Raw genomic sequence first — 14,925 nt, 5'->3', positions numbered from 1 at the left:
ATAAATGTGTCTACAATGAATGAGTCTTTACTTCAGCAAATCAAAAAAAGACGAACCCAATTGGGCTTAAAGCAAGTTGATATGCAATCCCGTACAGGCATTTCAAGACAGCAATACCAAAAGCTGGAAAGTCAGGGTAACCCTCGATTAGAGACCTTAGAAATTATCGCGGCAGGATTAAATGCTCAACTGATGCTCATCCCTGATGATAAGGTTCATTTGATTAGACAATTATTGAATGATGAAATTGAAGTCACTATTGAAGATCAGGATGACTTAATGACTAACCCATGGAAGGGTCTTCTCGGAGGAGAGGAACCATGAATACTGTTGCCGTCCTGAAATTAACATTACATCACGCTGTCGTTGGATACTTGGCAGGATTTCAGAGCGGAAAAAATATTCTGGTTTTTACAGATTCTTTCCGCTCTGATCAGCAACGCCCAACCTTGAGCCTGCTGACTTCCCCCTTGTATCCTCAAGTGGATAAGATTTTAGAAAAGACCTATGTTACACATCAGCGTTTACATCCCTTGCTATCAAACTTGCTACCAGAAGGTGCATTACGCGAACTGATTGCACAAAGCCTCAAAGTACATATAGACAATGAATTTCAGTTATTGGCAGCTTTAGGTCATGATTTACCTGGAGCACTCATTGCGACTCCATTAGATCCAGAAGAAATTCCAGATGAAATAAAATTCAAACTGCAGATCTCTAATCCAGATCAGATCTTAAAGCAAGAGATTCGAACAGATAATAAGTTTTCCTTGGCCGGCGTCCAAATGAAGTTTTCCATGAAAGCCAAAGATGGGCGTTTTACACTAGTCCAGGCAACGGAATCGTCTCTACTCGGGGACTGGATTATCAAAACTCCTTCTTCCAGACATGCTTTTGTTCCGCTAAATGAATATTCTATGATGAGCCTTGCCAAAATGGTCGGAATAGATGTCCCTGAGATTCGCTTGGTGGATATGGCACTCTTACAAAACCTTCCACCATTAAATTTACCCCAAGAGCAATATGCTTTTGCAATCAAAAGATTCGATAGGCAGAGTACTGCTAATACTACAGAGCTTATTCATATTGAAGATTTTGCTCAGATCTTTGGTTCATATCCACAGCAGAAATACAGCACCACAAATTATGAGCAGATCGGTAAGATCATTTATCACTATTCAGATAACAAAATTTTTGATATTCAGCAATTTGCCAGCCGTTTACTCGTCAATATTTTACTCGCCAATGGAGATGCACACTTAAAGAACTGGAGTATGATTTATCACGATAAAACAACGCCAAGATTATCCCCTGCATACGATATATTGATGACAAGTGTATATATTGAAAATGAGCGTCATTTCGCCTTAAATCTTGCCAAAAATAAAGATTGGTATTTAGCTGAGATGAAACACTTTGAACAATGGGCTGAAAAAGTCGGTGTTCCATGGCGTGTTATAGAAAAACAACTTCGTGAGATCATCGATAAAGCACGGTCAGTATGGCCAGCGCTATTACTAGACTTACCTATGATTTCTGTTCATAAAGAAAAATTAAGAGAACATTGGAAAAAATTGCATCCAGACTTTCAGATACTTACAGATGATTAGGGTAACCTGAAACCAAACTAAAATTTCTCAAACAAGTTCATCACGTCATTTTCCGTCAGTTTCGCTTCTCCCTCATGATCTGTGCTTAGAATAGACTGTGCCAGTTCTGCTTTATTCTGCTGCAAGGCAATAATTTTTTCTTCTATGCTTTTATTGGTAATCAGCTTATACACAAATACCGGCTTGTCCTGTCCAATCCGCCATGCACGATCTGAAGCTTGATCTTCAGCAGCAGGGTTCCACCATGGATCATAGTGAATGACCGTATCTGCGGCAGTTAGATTCAGACCGACCCCTCCTGCTTTCAGACTGATTAAAAATACCGGCACTTGTCCAGACTGAAATGCTGTAATGACTTCATCTCGCTTTTTGGTCTTTCCAGTCAGCTTCACATAGCCAATTTCTGCGTGATAGAGCTGTTGTTCAATCAGTTCCAACATTGAGGTAAACTGAGAGAAAATAAGAATTTTTCGTCCCTCTTCCACCATTGGAACAACCATATCCATCAACTGTTCAAGTTTGGCAGAATACGCCTGCCCGGTTTTAACTGAATCCAGTTTCAGCAAGCTAGGATGACAACAGACCTGACGCAGCTTCAGCAAGGCATCTAAAATTTGGATTTGACTACGCTTAAAGCCTTTTTCTGCCACAATTTTCTGAATATTTGCCTGCATCGTGGCGCGAACAGCCTCGTATAGCTTGGATTGCTGCTCATTCATGTCAATATTGACTTCAATCGTGGTTTTTTCAGGCAATTCCTTGGCAACGTCAGTTTTCAAGCGACGTAAAATAAAGGGTTTAATGCGGTTTACCAACTTTTGCCTTAACTGCTGATCACCGCGTTTTTCAATAGGATAGCGGTACTTTTTATTAAAGATTTCTTGTGAATATAAAAATCCTGGCATTAGAAAATAAAATAGTGCCCACAGCTCACCCAAATGATTTTCCATAGGTGTACCGGTTAGACATAGACGATGTCGCGCTGTTAATTGCCGTACTACCTGTGCAGCTTTGGCACGCGGATTTTTAATATTCTGCGCTTCATCCAGAATGAGTTGATGATATTCATATTGCTTTAGTTGCTCTTCATCTCTCGCCAAGAGCGGGTAGGTGGTTAACACAATGTCATAGTGTGAAATCTGCTCAAAATACTGATGGCGGTCGGGGCCTTGTAGCAGCAGTACCTTGAGCTCAGGGGTAAATTTTTCCGCTTCTTTGAACCAGTTATGCATCAGCGATGTGGGTGCAACAATTAAGGCGGGTCTGTCCTGCAAATGACCAGCCTGCTTTTCCATGAGTAAGTGGGCTAAAGTTTGTGCTGTTTTACCCAAACCCATATCATCTGCCAGAATCCCGCCATGCTGGGTTTCCCTTAAAAACTGTAACCAGCCTAAGCCCTGCTGCTGGTATAGACGCAACTCCCCCTGAAAACCTTGTGGTGTTGGCAGTTGTTGCTGATAGCCTTGTTTGAATTTATGTACAAATTTCTGCAGGCGATCACTGACCTGCCATGTCATCCCAAGATTATGCTGCAATTCTAATAATTGACTCGCATCATAGCGATCAATACTGCGCTCTTCTTGCTGTAAAATGCTCTGCAGATGCAATAATACCGGCTTAATATCCCTAGCGGATAGCGCCAAATCAGGTTGATCAACTGCAGTTTTCACGGTGAAAATTTGACTGTCATTCAGATGACCAAAAATCCGTGGATCAAGTAAATCAGGCTGTTCTTTCACCAAAGCCACAAGTGCATCGAGTAAATCATAGCTATTGCCTGCACTGTCCTGAACGGTCGCCCCGATATTGAACCAGTCTTGTTGGCTTTCAGATTCAGTGATGGAAATATTTAAATTTTCAACATATTGCAGCTTAAATGGGCTGTGTTCCAGATGCTCTATCTGCCATCCAATCAATTCAATTTGATTGATGGGCATCAGCTGTTTGATCCAGTCTCCATAGAACGCAAAAACCATAGAATCAAGACGTTGTTTATCCAGTTTTAATTGCTGGTAATAATTAAGATCTTTTACCCACTTCAGTGATTCGACCAATAGCTGTAAACGCTGGATTGACTGTTGTTCCTGAACTAAGTCCCGAAGCTGTCGCACCATTTTGCCATGCTGCTCACCAATAAAACTGTCACCTGATGTACCTGCTTTTATTCGCCCGCCTGCATAGGAGAATTCAATTTCGGCACAAACAGACTCTTCCCATTTCCAATGAAGTTTATCTACAACACCAAAGCGTAAAATGGGCTGGGGACTACCCTCAAGAACCTCAATATGCTGAATAGACTCGGGCTGAGGCAGATTTTTCACGTCTGAATATTGATGGCTAAGCTGCTCAAACTCTGGCAAGAGCGTAGATGGAAGATCAGGCATCTGTAAAAAATGGTACAGAAGATTTGCCGTATATTCACCATATAACTGGCCCACCGTATTCTGTTGAATATCCACATAACATGGTGGATGGCTCGCGAGAATCTGAATATGTGGATTTGATTTCAAATCGAGTCGAATATCACCATTGACCAATTCAATGTTTAAATGCTCTGTCTGTTTGTTTACACCTTGTTGCCAGATCAGTTCGATGTGATAGCCTTGTTCTGACCATTGAAGTGCAGTATGGCTCTTTTTTTGCCAGTACACATCGCCACTTTGAATAAAAGATTTGAAATGCTCCAATAAAATTCCGGAGATATCAAGATTGCTCTGATAAAAGCGCTCGTCGCTGTTTATTTTGGCGTAATAATAAATCTGGTTAAATAATTGTCGTTTTTGTTCAGGTAAAGTCAGATGCTTTCTGGTGATATTTTCATATTGGGTATAATAACTTTCCCCTGCAATTGAGCCATTTTTATTGCGTCTGGCTTTCTGCACATCAACTGTCAATTTCTTTAAGCTGACAGACTGATCTAGCAGGTAAATTAAATAATTGTTTGTTTTGACAGATTGCTCTGGTTCAGTCTGTTGTAAATACCGTTTAAAATCATTCAACCAGCGCTGCGCCTGATCATCCTCCCGTTGGCGTTTTGCGATTCCCTGCGGGGATTGAGAGTCAGCATAACGCTGCTGAAATTCCTGGCGATATTCCTGAAAGAATAACCGTGCTAAAGCAGCAGCATGTTTACAGTTATATCCAACCGGACAAGTGCAGTCGTCATCGATTAAACGGTCTTTTTGTGGATTATAGGTAATTGCAGTATCGTAATAATCTGTCCCTTCAATTTGGGCATACATCGTAACCCCGTCTTTTTCCTCAAAGAACTCAATCGTTTCCCTATCAATGTGTTTAGCATAGCTCAGACTGCGCTGAAGAGTTGCTGTACTAAAGCGAGATAGAAAATTGATCAATGAGGACATAATTACCAGAAACCAAAAATGTTTATACAATTATAACGGACAAAGCTGTCATTTCAGAACAGTACTGCTCGCCAACGTATCAAAAGGAAATAAATCCATGCTCAAAAACTTAATGTTTACTACAATGGATGGGGTGAATATTGGCTTTGGGGTACATTGGTCTCCTCAACCGCAATCACAGGTCGGCCATTAATCGCCTTTGAATACAGTGCAGAAGCGATCAGTAAAGGTTTAGAACTTTCCTCCACATCAAATGGATATCATGGGTGAGGCACTGAATATTCCTCGACAAGCTCTTGTGAAACTTGGTACTCAGGAAGCGGAACTTTGTGTCCAAGAAGTTGATGAAATTATTGGCTCGATTTGTAAGGTTACAATCTGATTCAGCAATATCGCTCATGACCTATTACCTGGACAAATTCAAGCAGAGACTCTCCAACTGATCCAAAATAGGATTGAGCATAATATTCATTTATTGCACTAAATAGCTTTCACAAAGCTTCTATGAAGGGCTTATTCTAACCGTTGTTTTATTACGGCATAAGCTACACCAGTCACCACACTTCCAATCGCAATCGCCAATAAATATTTTAATGGATAATTCATCGCATTCGGAATGATCAGTACCATTACACCGCCATGAGGAGTGACTAGTTCACATTTAAATAATGCAACCAAAGCCCCAGTTACAGCACCACCTGCGATCGCACATGGAAGCACTCGAATCGGGTCTTTGGCAGCAAACGGAATAGCCCCTTCCGAAATGAAACATAGGCCCAGAACTACAGCAGCCTTCCCTGCATCTTGCTCAGGTTTGGCAAATTTATGCTTTGCTAGAAAAGTTGCAATTGCCATACCCAATGGCGGTACCATACCCGCAGCCATGGTAATCGCCATCGGTCCGTATGTTTGTGACGTAAGTAAGCCCACCGTAAAGGCATAAGCCGCTTTGTTTATTGGGCCCCCAACATCAATACACATCATACTCCCAAGGATAACCCCCATGATCATGGCATTGGTCGTCCCCATATTGGCAAGGAAGTGTGTGAGTAATTCAAACAATTGTGCAACAGGCTGTCCAACCACATAAATCATGATTAAACCAACAGCTAAACTGGCCAATAGTGGAATAATCAATATTGGTTTTAATGCTTCTAGGCTACTCGGGAGTTTAAGCTGTTTCGATAAAAATAACGCAATATAACCTGCAATAAAACCTGCAACTAATCCACCGAGAAAGCCTGCCTCTAATTGTGTGGCAAGTAAACCGCCAATCAAACCTGGAGTTAAACCCGGACGATCCGCAATAGAATAAGCAATGTAACCTGCCAGCATAGGTACCATAAGAGTAAATGCTGCAGCACCTATTTGCTTTAAGGATGCGGCAAAGCTTCCTTCAACAGGATTGAGGCCAAACATAAACGAGATGGCAATGATCAAACCGCCCGCCACCACCATCGGCAGCATGAAAGACACCCCTGTTAAAAGGTGTTTATAAATTCCTGTTTTTTCTTTGTTTTCATTTCCTGTCTTAGTGGCTATTTGCTTACCCGTTTCAAGCACTTTGGCCTCAGCAATTGCATTTGCAAAAGTCTTATCCGTTTGCTTAAGGGCAAATCCTGTACTGCAGCGATATACACGTTTGCCTACAAAGCGATCTGTATTGACCTCAATATCCGTTGCTAAGATCACCACATCTGCTTTGGCAATACTTTCTGCCGATAAAATATTTTTAGCCCCAACCGATCCTTGGGTTTCAACATCAATCTGATAACCGTGCTTTACTGCACCTTGTTGTAAGGCTTCGGCCGCCATAAACGTATGCGCAACACCAGTTGGACATGCTGTAATGGCGACAAACCGTGTAACCCCTACATTTCAGTAAGTTTATTTCGCTACGGTTTGGACTATGTTCAAATGGCTATTCTACGTTTGATTGGTTTTGGAAAAAAAGAAGAATTTAAGAAAGTGCTAGCAATTTTAAGAAAGAAAAAGCCTGATAGGGCAAGGATCCTATGAAATTTGTCGTGTACAGAGGTAATTTTTATGAAATCTAAAATCATGAGAAAAAGATAGAAAAGCACTTAGTCAGTTTCGGAGTATTATTTAAAACGTGGAGATGTTTTTCCTATGTTGATTAGTCAATTTATTTACGAATGAGGTATAAAGTTTTATCTAATTTTTCTTTTTATCCAATTTAAAATTAGGTGCGTACACGGCCTCAACTTTCAATAAAGTATAAAAGGTGTTTGTGTAGGCAATACCCTTACTTTTGATAAGCCAAAAGAAAGCAAAAGCCTTTGTTACCCATACATAACATCCCTATTATGATGGATAACGTGTGGCATCCCTGCCACACTCGTGTATCCAAACGTTGCTTAAATTAAACTATGTAATAGTGGCGACATAAAGGTGCTCTTATCGCTATATATTAAAAACTTAGTGGAACACTGTTTCTAAAGCTTTTAAACCCACTTTGGGATCAAGTAGACCGTTGTAAATTTCAGGGATTTCACGTTCCACCCCAAAAAATTCATAAATGGCAAGCATCGCCCCACGAACTGAATATTCCACAGTAAAGACCACGTCATCTTCAATTTCCACAAACTGTCCAAGGAAAGCAAAGTTTTGTGAGCCTTGTGGAATTACCTGTGGACGATCCCCCGGTTTACGGCAGGCGAATAGGGCAGAGGCGTATGGCATCATGGCGGTAGTAACATCAGTCGTTGCCAAAACATGATCTAAAATGTCGTCAAAACCGAGCTGTTTAATCAGTTCTGTTAGGATTTCTTGCCCCGTGGCTTCGGACATTGGTTTTTTGATGTAATCGCCTATATGGTCAATTTGGAAACCGTAGCCCCATAAGGTATATAAACCTTCAGGTAAGTCGGCAAAGTGTGGCTGTGCAGGAACCACGATGGATAAATGCCAACCCGACTCATACCAAGTCATGAGTGCGCCTGTGCCTGGTTCATTGTCTGTATAGTCAATAATACGTTTAAGTAGCACGTCATCTTTCATGGTCAGAGTGAAAGACTCCCACTTATGTTCATCGACATTGCCATAAAAAGTCATTGGACGGCCAAAGTCTGGGGCTTTTTGTGCCAGCGTTTCCCAAAGCGTCCAGCCATGATCTTCTCGATGACGAATAAGAGCAGGCACGTCATGATTACCGCCATAACGTGAGTCTGCTGTAATAGAGCCTAAAGTGAAAATAGCTAAATCATTGGCTTTCAGATTAATTTGCTCTGAGCCTTCAGGCAATTGTACATATAGGCGTGAAGCGTAGCGTTCTTGAGTTTCAGCATTGGTAATGAAGTCTGCATCTGTGACATAGTGTCCAAAACGCACATCGACGCCTTGTGCGACTAACCAACGCTGTAGGGGCAGAATCATCGAGTCATATTGGTTGTACTTGGTACGTTTCACACCCGCTAAGGTATGAATGCGTGGCAATTCTTGAATAAAACGCAAGAAATAGCGTCTTAACTCTGCTGCACTGTGCCATTTTTGAAAAGCGAAAGTCGTGCGCCACATGCGCCAGAAATTGGTTTCAAAAAAGGTTTCATCAAAAAACTCATCAATGCGGCGACTGCCAATTTTTTCTTCTTTTGAAGCTAATAGGCGCAGCATCTGTGCACGATGTAGCGTATTCAGACCAAGCTTTGCTGCATCCGCAATGACATGTTCGGCATCAATCAACCGTGCATTGGCGTGGGTTTTCACTTTTTCATTAAACTCACGACATTCTTCACGCACCGAAATGTCTGGATTTTCCAAAGATGGAATACTGGAAAATAAGTCCCATAGGCACAAATAAGTTTCATCGGTCAGCATTCGCCCACCACGTGTTACCCAAGCTTGCGCGGCATGCGGTGTATGTCCACCATCCATCGAACCACCTGAAATATCGAGTTCTTCTAAAATATGGATATTTTTGGCAGGGACTTTGGCATCACGGATTGCAAATGCAGCAGCAGCCATACCTGCGATACCACCACCAATAATCCAAAGATGGGACTGTTGCGCGTCTAATGGGGTGCGCTTCTTATTTTGCATGGTTCACCTTTAATTATGATGTTAAAAATTATGAAGTAAAAAAATTGGTTTAGAAAAACCTTAAAAATAGTATGTCTTTTTATATATGAAAAATGTATGAAATGGGAAGCAATCCCCTCATTATATTTTGTAATCAAAAATAGACGTATGATGGCTATTTTTAATACACATTTGTCTTTTTATTAAAATTGAATATGATCTAAATAATTGATGTTAATGTTTATTGTTGAGTAATTGCTCTATTGTTGTTTTCACTATGCCGTATGCTAAATTTCTTTAAAAATAGGCTTTTTATTTATCATTAAAAAATATCTTTGTACACGACAAAAAAAGATAACTCATTGAAATAATGGCATAATACTTGTTTTCTGACGACGAATATGATGACACATTTCAATGAGTTACATCTCATCTTAAACAAATATCTAAAGTGGAACAAGTCACATGCAAAATGTTTTACACTGATTATGCTTGCATTAATTGTAAAACAGACATGTAATCTTTCTTCTGCATCTAAAGCCTTACCCATCAAGTGATTACCACAATCATTTTATCGACGTATACAACGCTTCTTTGCAGATCAGTATTTCGATTATCGTCAAATTTCTCAGTTAATTTTCAATATATTTTCATTCGATAAAGTCCAATTAACTTTGGATAGAACTAATTGGAAATGGGGAAAACGAGATATTAATATCTTGATGTTAGCCATCGTCTATCGTGGAATAGCGATACCTATTGTTTGGACATTGCTCAATAAACGTGGAAATTCAGATACAAAAGAGCGTATTGCTTTGATTCAACGCTTTATCTCCATTTTTGGTAAAGATCGTATTGTGAATGTGTTTGCAGACAGAGAATTTATCGGTGAGAAATGGTTTACATGGTTAATTGAAAATGACATTAACTTCTGTATACGTGTTAAAAAAACTTTATTGTGACCAATCACTTAGCCAAGAATCATAAAATTAGTGATTTATTTCGTCATCTTCAAGTTGGTCAAACTGAATGTCGTAAACGACGTATTTGGGTTGGTCGAGTGAAACTGTATATTAGTGCGCTACGATTAGAAGATGGAGAACTTTTACTTGTTGTTTCTCCTATGTTTAATGCTTCTGCTATTCGTGATTATGCATTACGCTGGGAAATCGAAACGTTATTTAGTTGTCTCAAAGGACGTGGATTCAATCTTGAAAATACTCGTTTAACAGACCCTAGACGAGTCAAGAAATTGATAGCAGTGCTAGCTATCGGTTTCTGTTGGTGCTATTTAACAGGTGAATGGCAACATGATCGGAAAAAAGCGATAAAAATAAAGAAGCATGGACGACTTTCAGTAAGTTTATTTCGCTACGGTTTGGACTATGTTCAAATGGCTATTCTACGTTTGATTGGTTTTGGAAAAAAAGAAGAATTTAAGAAAGTGCTAGCAATTTTAAGAAAGAAAAAGCCTGATAGGACAAGGATCCTATGAAATTTGTCGTGTACAGAGTCTGTGTTATAGCGTTTTAAAACATCAGACTGCCTATCAAAGAGATTATTTATTAGCCGAATAATCTCAAAACCTGATTGACTACCAAGACGGTATCTCAGGTCGCTGACTTCACATATATTAAAACTCATTCAGATTGGGTCTAAACCACATTTATTATTGATGTTTTTTCATGTGCAATTGTTGGCTGGAAAGTATCAACACGTAAGAATACAGATATGGTGCTTGATGCGCTGAGTTATGTATCGTCTTTTGAGCTTGAAGCAATGTACGATTATAAGATTAACCCGTTAGGTCAGGTGGCCTAACTTAAATAAAAAAGTCTCCGACAAACCCGGTACGGTTCATTCATTTCTTTCCTGAATATCTCCATATACACCATAACTACATTTTTTATTGCCAATCCCTCTGTCCGTTATAATTACAGTGAGTTCATTGATATTTGGAACAGCAAAAACTTGTGCTCTTATGTCCTTTTCGTTGGATACTGTTTCAAGTAAAACAGACCAACTATCATCATTATCTCCTGGCGGCTCAGTGATCTCAGCAGGAGATTCTATATCAAAGAAACGTCCATCAAATGGAGACGCTTTAAATGCCTTAATAACTCTATCCCTGAAAAACTGATCATGAGCATATAGTTCACTAAATGAAAAATTACATCCTGAAGGAAGACTCATATTTCCATCATCACTAATAATTAAATTATCTAAACATTTCTTAGAAACCATTTTTTTCAGACTACTTGTCTTGTTTTTACTAGGCTTTACTTCAGGTGCTATGCCTGCATAAGCATTACCACTTACATGAAGTGCCAAAGTCATACTAGATAGCAACAGTAAATTTTTAACGCCCTGTTTCCCTTTATTAAATTTCCCCATTTCAGCCCTCTTTTTTTGATATATGAATTTATTTCCTTAAATAAAATTATCTGTATTAAGGATAAAAATTACATATTATTAATGTATTAGTGAAGTTTGCACCCAAAACAGGTGCATCCTAACACGCACCTATTATAGGTGCAATGAATAATATTACTTTATCAATTCACTCAGATGAGTATGTTTGGCTGCGTAAGCTTTTCATTCAAAAGAGAAATGAACTCGGACTTTCCCAAAGGGCGCTGGCAGAGCGTTTAGGCATCATTTATTCATTTGTTGGGAAAGTGGAAACAGGTGATCGAAAATTAGATATTTTTGAATTTATTCATTATTGTGAAGCTTTAGAATTAGATGCGAATGAAATTGTCAGCCAACTCATTTTATTAAAAAATAAAAGCTAAAATTATTTCATTTTTTTATATGACCCCCTATAACTTGCCGTTAATCCTATAATTCTTAACACCCCCTGCACTCTCCCAACCTAATCATATATTCTTTTTAAACAAATTAAAAAATGGAGATTTGCAATTCAATTACAAATACCACGCTCAAAATTTTTCACTACCGTCAGTACGAATTATGTAGTAGAACCTAAAGAGCGCTTTGTAATACGGATAATCGAACAAATGACTAATAGCGAAAAGGTCTTAGCTAAAGCTGTTTTAGCAACAGCCAAAAAAATGGGGCTAACATATGATCAGCTTGCCATGATTCTTGGTATAGATTTATCAAGAACCAATATAGATTGCAGCAAACTTTCATTATTACAAAAAGAAATTGCTCTAAAACTTATACGTATAACAGTTGCTCTAGATTCTCTTATAGGTGGAGATATATCAATGATGCAACACTTTATGAAATCTCCAAATAAAATAACAAAAGGCATTCCATTGGATCAAATCTAGAATATTTCTGAGCTTGAGATTGTTTTACAATTTGTAGAAGGCCTCCAAGCTAAACCATAATATATGCAAGGCTTCATTACTTATAAACTTGAGTTATGGCCCGATCTAATTATTCAAGTGCAAGATATAAGAAACATCCTTTCTCAAGATAAGTATTCTAAAAGCGGTCATTTCAATTTTGGGCTTACAATTGAATGAATTTCGTATAAGAGATTTTATGTTAAAGACTTTCAATAGAGAGTACAGTGATAAAGCGATCATTTGGCTATTAAAATATAGTTAAATAATCGCTTTTTTATCGTTTACCTATAGGCTAGTGATAAAATTATTTCCGATCTAACCAAGATAAAAAACTAGGGCTAAGATTCAATTTAACTGCTGGAGTTAATAGTGAATAAAAAATGATTTACGAACAAGTTTTAATCAGTTTGCAGTATATAAAGCTCATTAAAATTTAATTTTTTCTTAAAATATAAATTAAGTAACTGATCAAGTTTCGCATAATCTATTATTTTTTTAAGATTTAAGGTAATTTGAAATATACTATACCAATCATCCATAGGTGAATTATCTCTCCATTTATCACCATATGAATCATCTCTTTCAACATTAATCACGATGTCCTTATAATCTGAAGATTCTTCTCGATCATCAACTATCGCAAAGAAAAATACCTGTTCTTTATTATGATTCACACATGATAATAGAGAATAAAAAGCATCTGGATCATTCCGTCTTGCATCATAATAATCTGATGAAAATTCCCAATTATTTATTTCATCTTTAGGAATATAAGCTTTCACAATATTTAAGATCATTAATCTAGCAGCACAATATTCATCATAATTAACATAATAATTATTAAAAGGATACTTTGGATGTTTTTTAAAAAAACTAATTATTTCTTCTGTTTTATATTTCATTTAAGCACTCTTTAGAATTAATCCTGTTCTGATATCAATATCAATTCGCCTTGAATCACCCATAACTCGATCTTGCTTATGAGTTCCATCAAAACTAAAACTCCATTTACTAACACCTACCCCACCTGGAGTATTTTTTGTCATCCAAGAAACTAAATTATTATATGCCGTTGTCGCCCCCCTTTCTCATAATCAACTTTCTGCCCTTTTTTCTTATCCGGACTATGACCTTTTAAACCTATCATTTGTACCCGAACTGATTTTGCATATAATTTACATAAAGTTAACGAAGGTGGAGCAGGTAAATCTACCCATGCTGAATTAGCCTCAGTTGCTGTAACAATCATCTGGTTTGTTTTTGCACCATTTTGTGCTTGAATTCGACCATTATGCTTTTGTTTATTACAATTAGAATTATTAGGATTACAAGTTCTATTTAACTTATCTCTTTCATCTTTAATATTTTGTAATGCTAGTGCTTTTTGATAATCAGAAATATTTCCTTTCTCTCTTTGTATTTGTTCCTCTGCTGTTTCTAATGCACTATTTAAAGCACCTGTAATAGTACTATCACCCAATGTAGATGGAGTTAATATACCGATCAATACTGCACCAACCGGATTAGTTCTCGCTCCAACTCTAGCAGCTTCACCCGCTTTTTCTATGGCTGTTCCCCATCCACCTAGACTACCAATATCTGCTGCTACTGCCATGTTTCTTTCTCCAAAGCAGCATAAAATTTTTGAGATTCAGAATTATTTAAGCAACTTTCTACAATTCCTGCTAAAACATCAATTCTTAAATACGGAGGCCATAATTTTTCTTCTAAAATACCTCTATTCCAATTATCATCATCTATATTGTTCTTATTTAAAATAAAACAAATTTCTCCATATACCGCACACCACTTATTATAGTCAGCATCTTCTTCCATTCCATTTAAATATTTCTTTACACGCCCCTGTGCAATAAATAAAAAATCAACACCTCTTTTTTCATCATTATTAAAATATTTTTCAGAAAAAAAAGGAAATTTCATTTTCAATCTATTCCAATTCCATAGAGCTAAATCTTCTTCACGGCTATTTGAAAATATATCAATCTGCTCTTGAGTAAACTTTATTGTCATATCAAAGACTCACTATATTATGCAAAGTACTATCGAATTCTTGATACCACCAATTACTAATTGGTTTTAATAAAACCATATAACTTTCATCATCTAACATTTTGTTAAGTATTTTAATAATTGCTGGATCATAAAATCTAAATAAAGCTAGCTCCTCACTAGGTAGCTCTGCCTGTAAAAAAGGCTGTAAATGTTGAATTAGTTGTTGTTTAGATAAAGAAGTTTCAATAATTGAAAACATCCCTATTGTTTCACCAACAACAAGTTTTTTTTGTAATAACTCACGGCTTTGTTGCACAAAGATTTGAAATACAAAGCCCCCCTAATTGAGCCAAATTTAAGGCGTAACTTGGGTAAGTGGTCGACCTAATTCCGTAAATCTGTTGAGGACTGCTACACGTGCATGAATTTCATTCACTTGGCTATCAAAACTCCTTGCACTGAGTTTATCCCCCAATAATTTGATGCAATGCATCTTAGTTTCGACCAAACTTCGGCAATGATAGCCGGACCATTTTTTCCATAATGTCCTGCCTAAACGTTTAACTGTTCGAAGTAATT

The 14,925-nt window shown here is 37.8% G+C and carries 11 protein-coding genes and 6 pseudogenes; 8 read left to right on the top strand and 9 right to left on the bottom strand.

The genetic code is table 11. From position 1 onward, the window contains the following. Window positions 1–15: 15 nt before the first annotated feature. Both FTT94_RS08300 and FTT94_RS08295 read left to right on the top strand, forming a co-directional pair. A complete protein-coding gene (locus FTT94_RS08300; protein WP_034582588.1) occupies window positions 16–324 on the top strand; it encodes a helix-turn-helix transcriptional regulator in 309 nt (102 codons plus the stop codon). After that, window positions 321–1,610 (top strand): type II toxin-antitoxin system HipA family toxin, encoded by a 1,290-nt coding sequence (locus tag FTT94_RS08295; RefSeq protein WP_180170591.1) that lies wholly within the window; start codon window positions 321–323, stop codon window positions 1,608–1,610. Before FTT94_RS08300 ends, FTT94_RS08295 begins: the two co-directional genes overlap by 4 nt. 17 nt (window positions 1,611–1,627) lie before the next feature. Here the strand turns inward: FTT94_RS08295 and FTT94_RS08290 are convergent, their stop codons facing one another. Further along, window positions 1,628–4,975 (bottom strand): DEAD/DEAH box helicase, encoded by a 3,348-nt coding sequence (locus FTT94_RS08290; RefSeq protein ID WP_180170590.1) that lies wholly within the window; start codon window positions 4,973–4,975, stop codon window positions 1,628–1,630. Window positions 4,976–5,222: 247 nt separating this feature from the next. Here FTT94_RS08290 and FTT94_RS08285 point away from each other — a divergent pair. After that, a pseudogene (locus FTT94_RS08285) lies at window positions 5,223–5,459 on the top strand (hypothetical protein); the annotation flags it as partial. Window positions 5,460–5,488: 29 nt separating this feature from the next. Here the strand turns inward: FTT94_RS08285 and FTT94_RS08280 are convergent. Further along, window positions 5,489–6,838, bottom strand: a pseudogene (locus FTT94_RS08280) (fructose-specific PTS transporter subunit EIIC); the annotation flags it as partial. Between the two features lie 12 nt (window positions 6,839–6,850). On the opposite strand from FTT94_RS08280, the pseudogene FTT94_RS08275 reads away from it, so the two are divergent. Beyond that, a pseudogene (locus FTT94_RS08275) lies at window positions 6,851–6,994 on the top strand (IS4 family transposase); the annotation flags it as partial. A gap of 420 nt (window positions 6,995–7,414) precedes the next feature. Here the strand turns inward: FTT94_RS08275 and FTT94_RS08270 are convergent. Beyond that, entirely contained in the window at window positions 7,415–9,034 is a 1,620-nt protein-coding gene (locus FTT94_RS08270) for an oleate hydratase (protein ID WP_180164537.1), read from the bottom strand. Window positions 9,035–9,417: 383 nt separating this feature from the next. On the opposite strand from FTT94_RS08270, the pseudogene FTT94_RS08265 reads away from it, so the two are divergent. Further along, window positions 9,418–10,508: pseudogene (locus FTT94_RS08265) on the top strand (IS4-like element ISAba33 family transposase). A gap of 119 nt (window positions 10,509–10,627) precedes the next feature. Continuing rightward, window positions 10,628–10,762: pseudogene (locus FTT94_RS08260) on the top strand (IS3 family transposase); the annotation flags it as partial. Window positions 10,763–10,870: 108 nt separating this feature from the next. On the opposite strand, the gene FTT94_RS08255 reads toward FTT94_RS08260, so the two are convergent. Continuing rightward, window positions 10,871–11,407, bottom strand: a complete 537-nt coding sequence (locus FTT94_RS08255; protein WP_180166167.1) for a hypothetical protein — start codon at window positions 11,405–11,407, stop codon at window positions 10,871–10,873. 143 nt (window positions 11,408–11,550) lie between these two features. Here FTT94_RS08255 and FTT94_RS08250 point away from each other — a divergent pair, with 143 nt between their 5' ends. Both FTT94_RS08250 and FTT94_RS08245 read left to right on the top strand, forming a co-directional pair. Further along, window positions 11,551–11,808 carry a helix-turn-helix domain-containing protein gene (locus FTT94_RS08250; protein WP_120368469.1) on the top strand — a complete coding sequence of 86 codons (258 nt, stop codon included), beginning with the start codon at window positions 11,551–11,553 and terminating at the stop codon, window positions 11,806–11,808. A 225-nt stretch (window positions 11,809–12,033) separates the two neighbouring features. Further along, complete coding sequence (locus FTT94_RS08245) at window positions 12,034–12,312, top strand: antitoxin Xre-like helix-turn-helix domain-containing protein (protein WP_180170589.1); 279 nt, start codon at window positions 12,034–12,036, stop codon at window positions 12,310–12,312. 419 nt (window positions 12,313–12,731) lie between these two features. Here the strand turns inward: FTT94_RS08245 and FTT94_RS08240 are convergent, their stop codons facing one another. The 5 genes and pseudogenes from FTT94_RS08240 to FTT94_RS08220 form a co-directional block, all read right to left on the bottom strand. Then, window positions 12,732–13,235 carry a hypothetical protein gene (locus FTT94_RS08240; RefSeq protein WP_180109898.1) on the bottom strand — a complete coding sequence of 168 codons (504 nt, stop codon included), beginning with the start codon at window positions 13,233–13,235 and terminating at the stop codon, window positions 12,732–12,734. 152 nt (window positions 13,236–13,387) lie between these two features. Then, window positions 13,388–13,948 carry a hypothetical protein gene (locus tag FTT94_RS08235; RefSeq protein ID WP_257230146.1) on the bottom strand — a complete coding sequence of 187 codons (561 nt, stop codon included), beginning with the start codon at window positions 13,946–13,948 and terminating at the stop codon, window positions 13,388–13,390. Continuing rightward, the gene (locus tag FTT94_RS08230) at window positions 13,939–14,364 is read right to left on the bottom strand and encodes a hypothetical protein (RefSeq protein ID WP_180116212.1); all 426 of its coding nucleotides are present in this window, start codon (window positions 14,362–14,364) and stop codon (window positions 13,939–13,941) included. The genes FTT94_RS08235 and FTT94_RS08230 overlap by 10 nt, the downstream gene beginning before the upstream one ends. A 1-nt stretch (window position 14,365) precedes the next feature. Next, on the bottom strand, window positions 14,366–14,662 hold the full coding sequence (locus tag FTT94_RS08225) for a DUF4123 domain-containing protein (RefSeq protein WP_373685334.1): 297 nt from the start codon (window positions 14,660–14,662) through the stop codon (window positions 14,366–14,368). Between the two features lie 39 nt (window positions 14,663–14,701). Then, window positions 14,702–14,925: pseudogene (locus tag FTT94_RS08220) on the bottom strand (IS5/IS1182 family transposase); the annotation flags it as partial.

Origin of the sequence: Acinetobacter sp. YH12027 (genome assembly GCF_013420085.1) — a bacterium.
GTDB lineage: Bacteria > Pseudomonadota > Gammaproteobacteria > Pseudomonadales > Moraxellaceae > Acinetobacter > Acinetobacter amyesii.
Note: the sequence above shows the minus strand (reverse complement) of the source record. Positions and strands in the feature narration are given on the sequence as shown.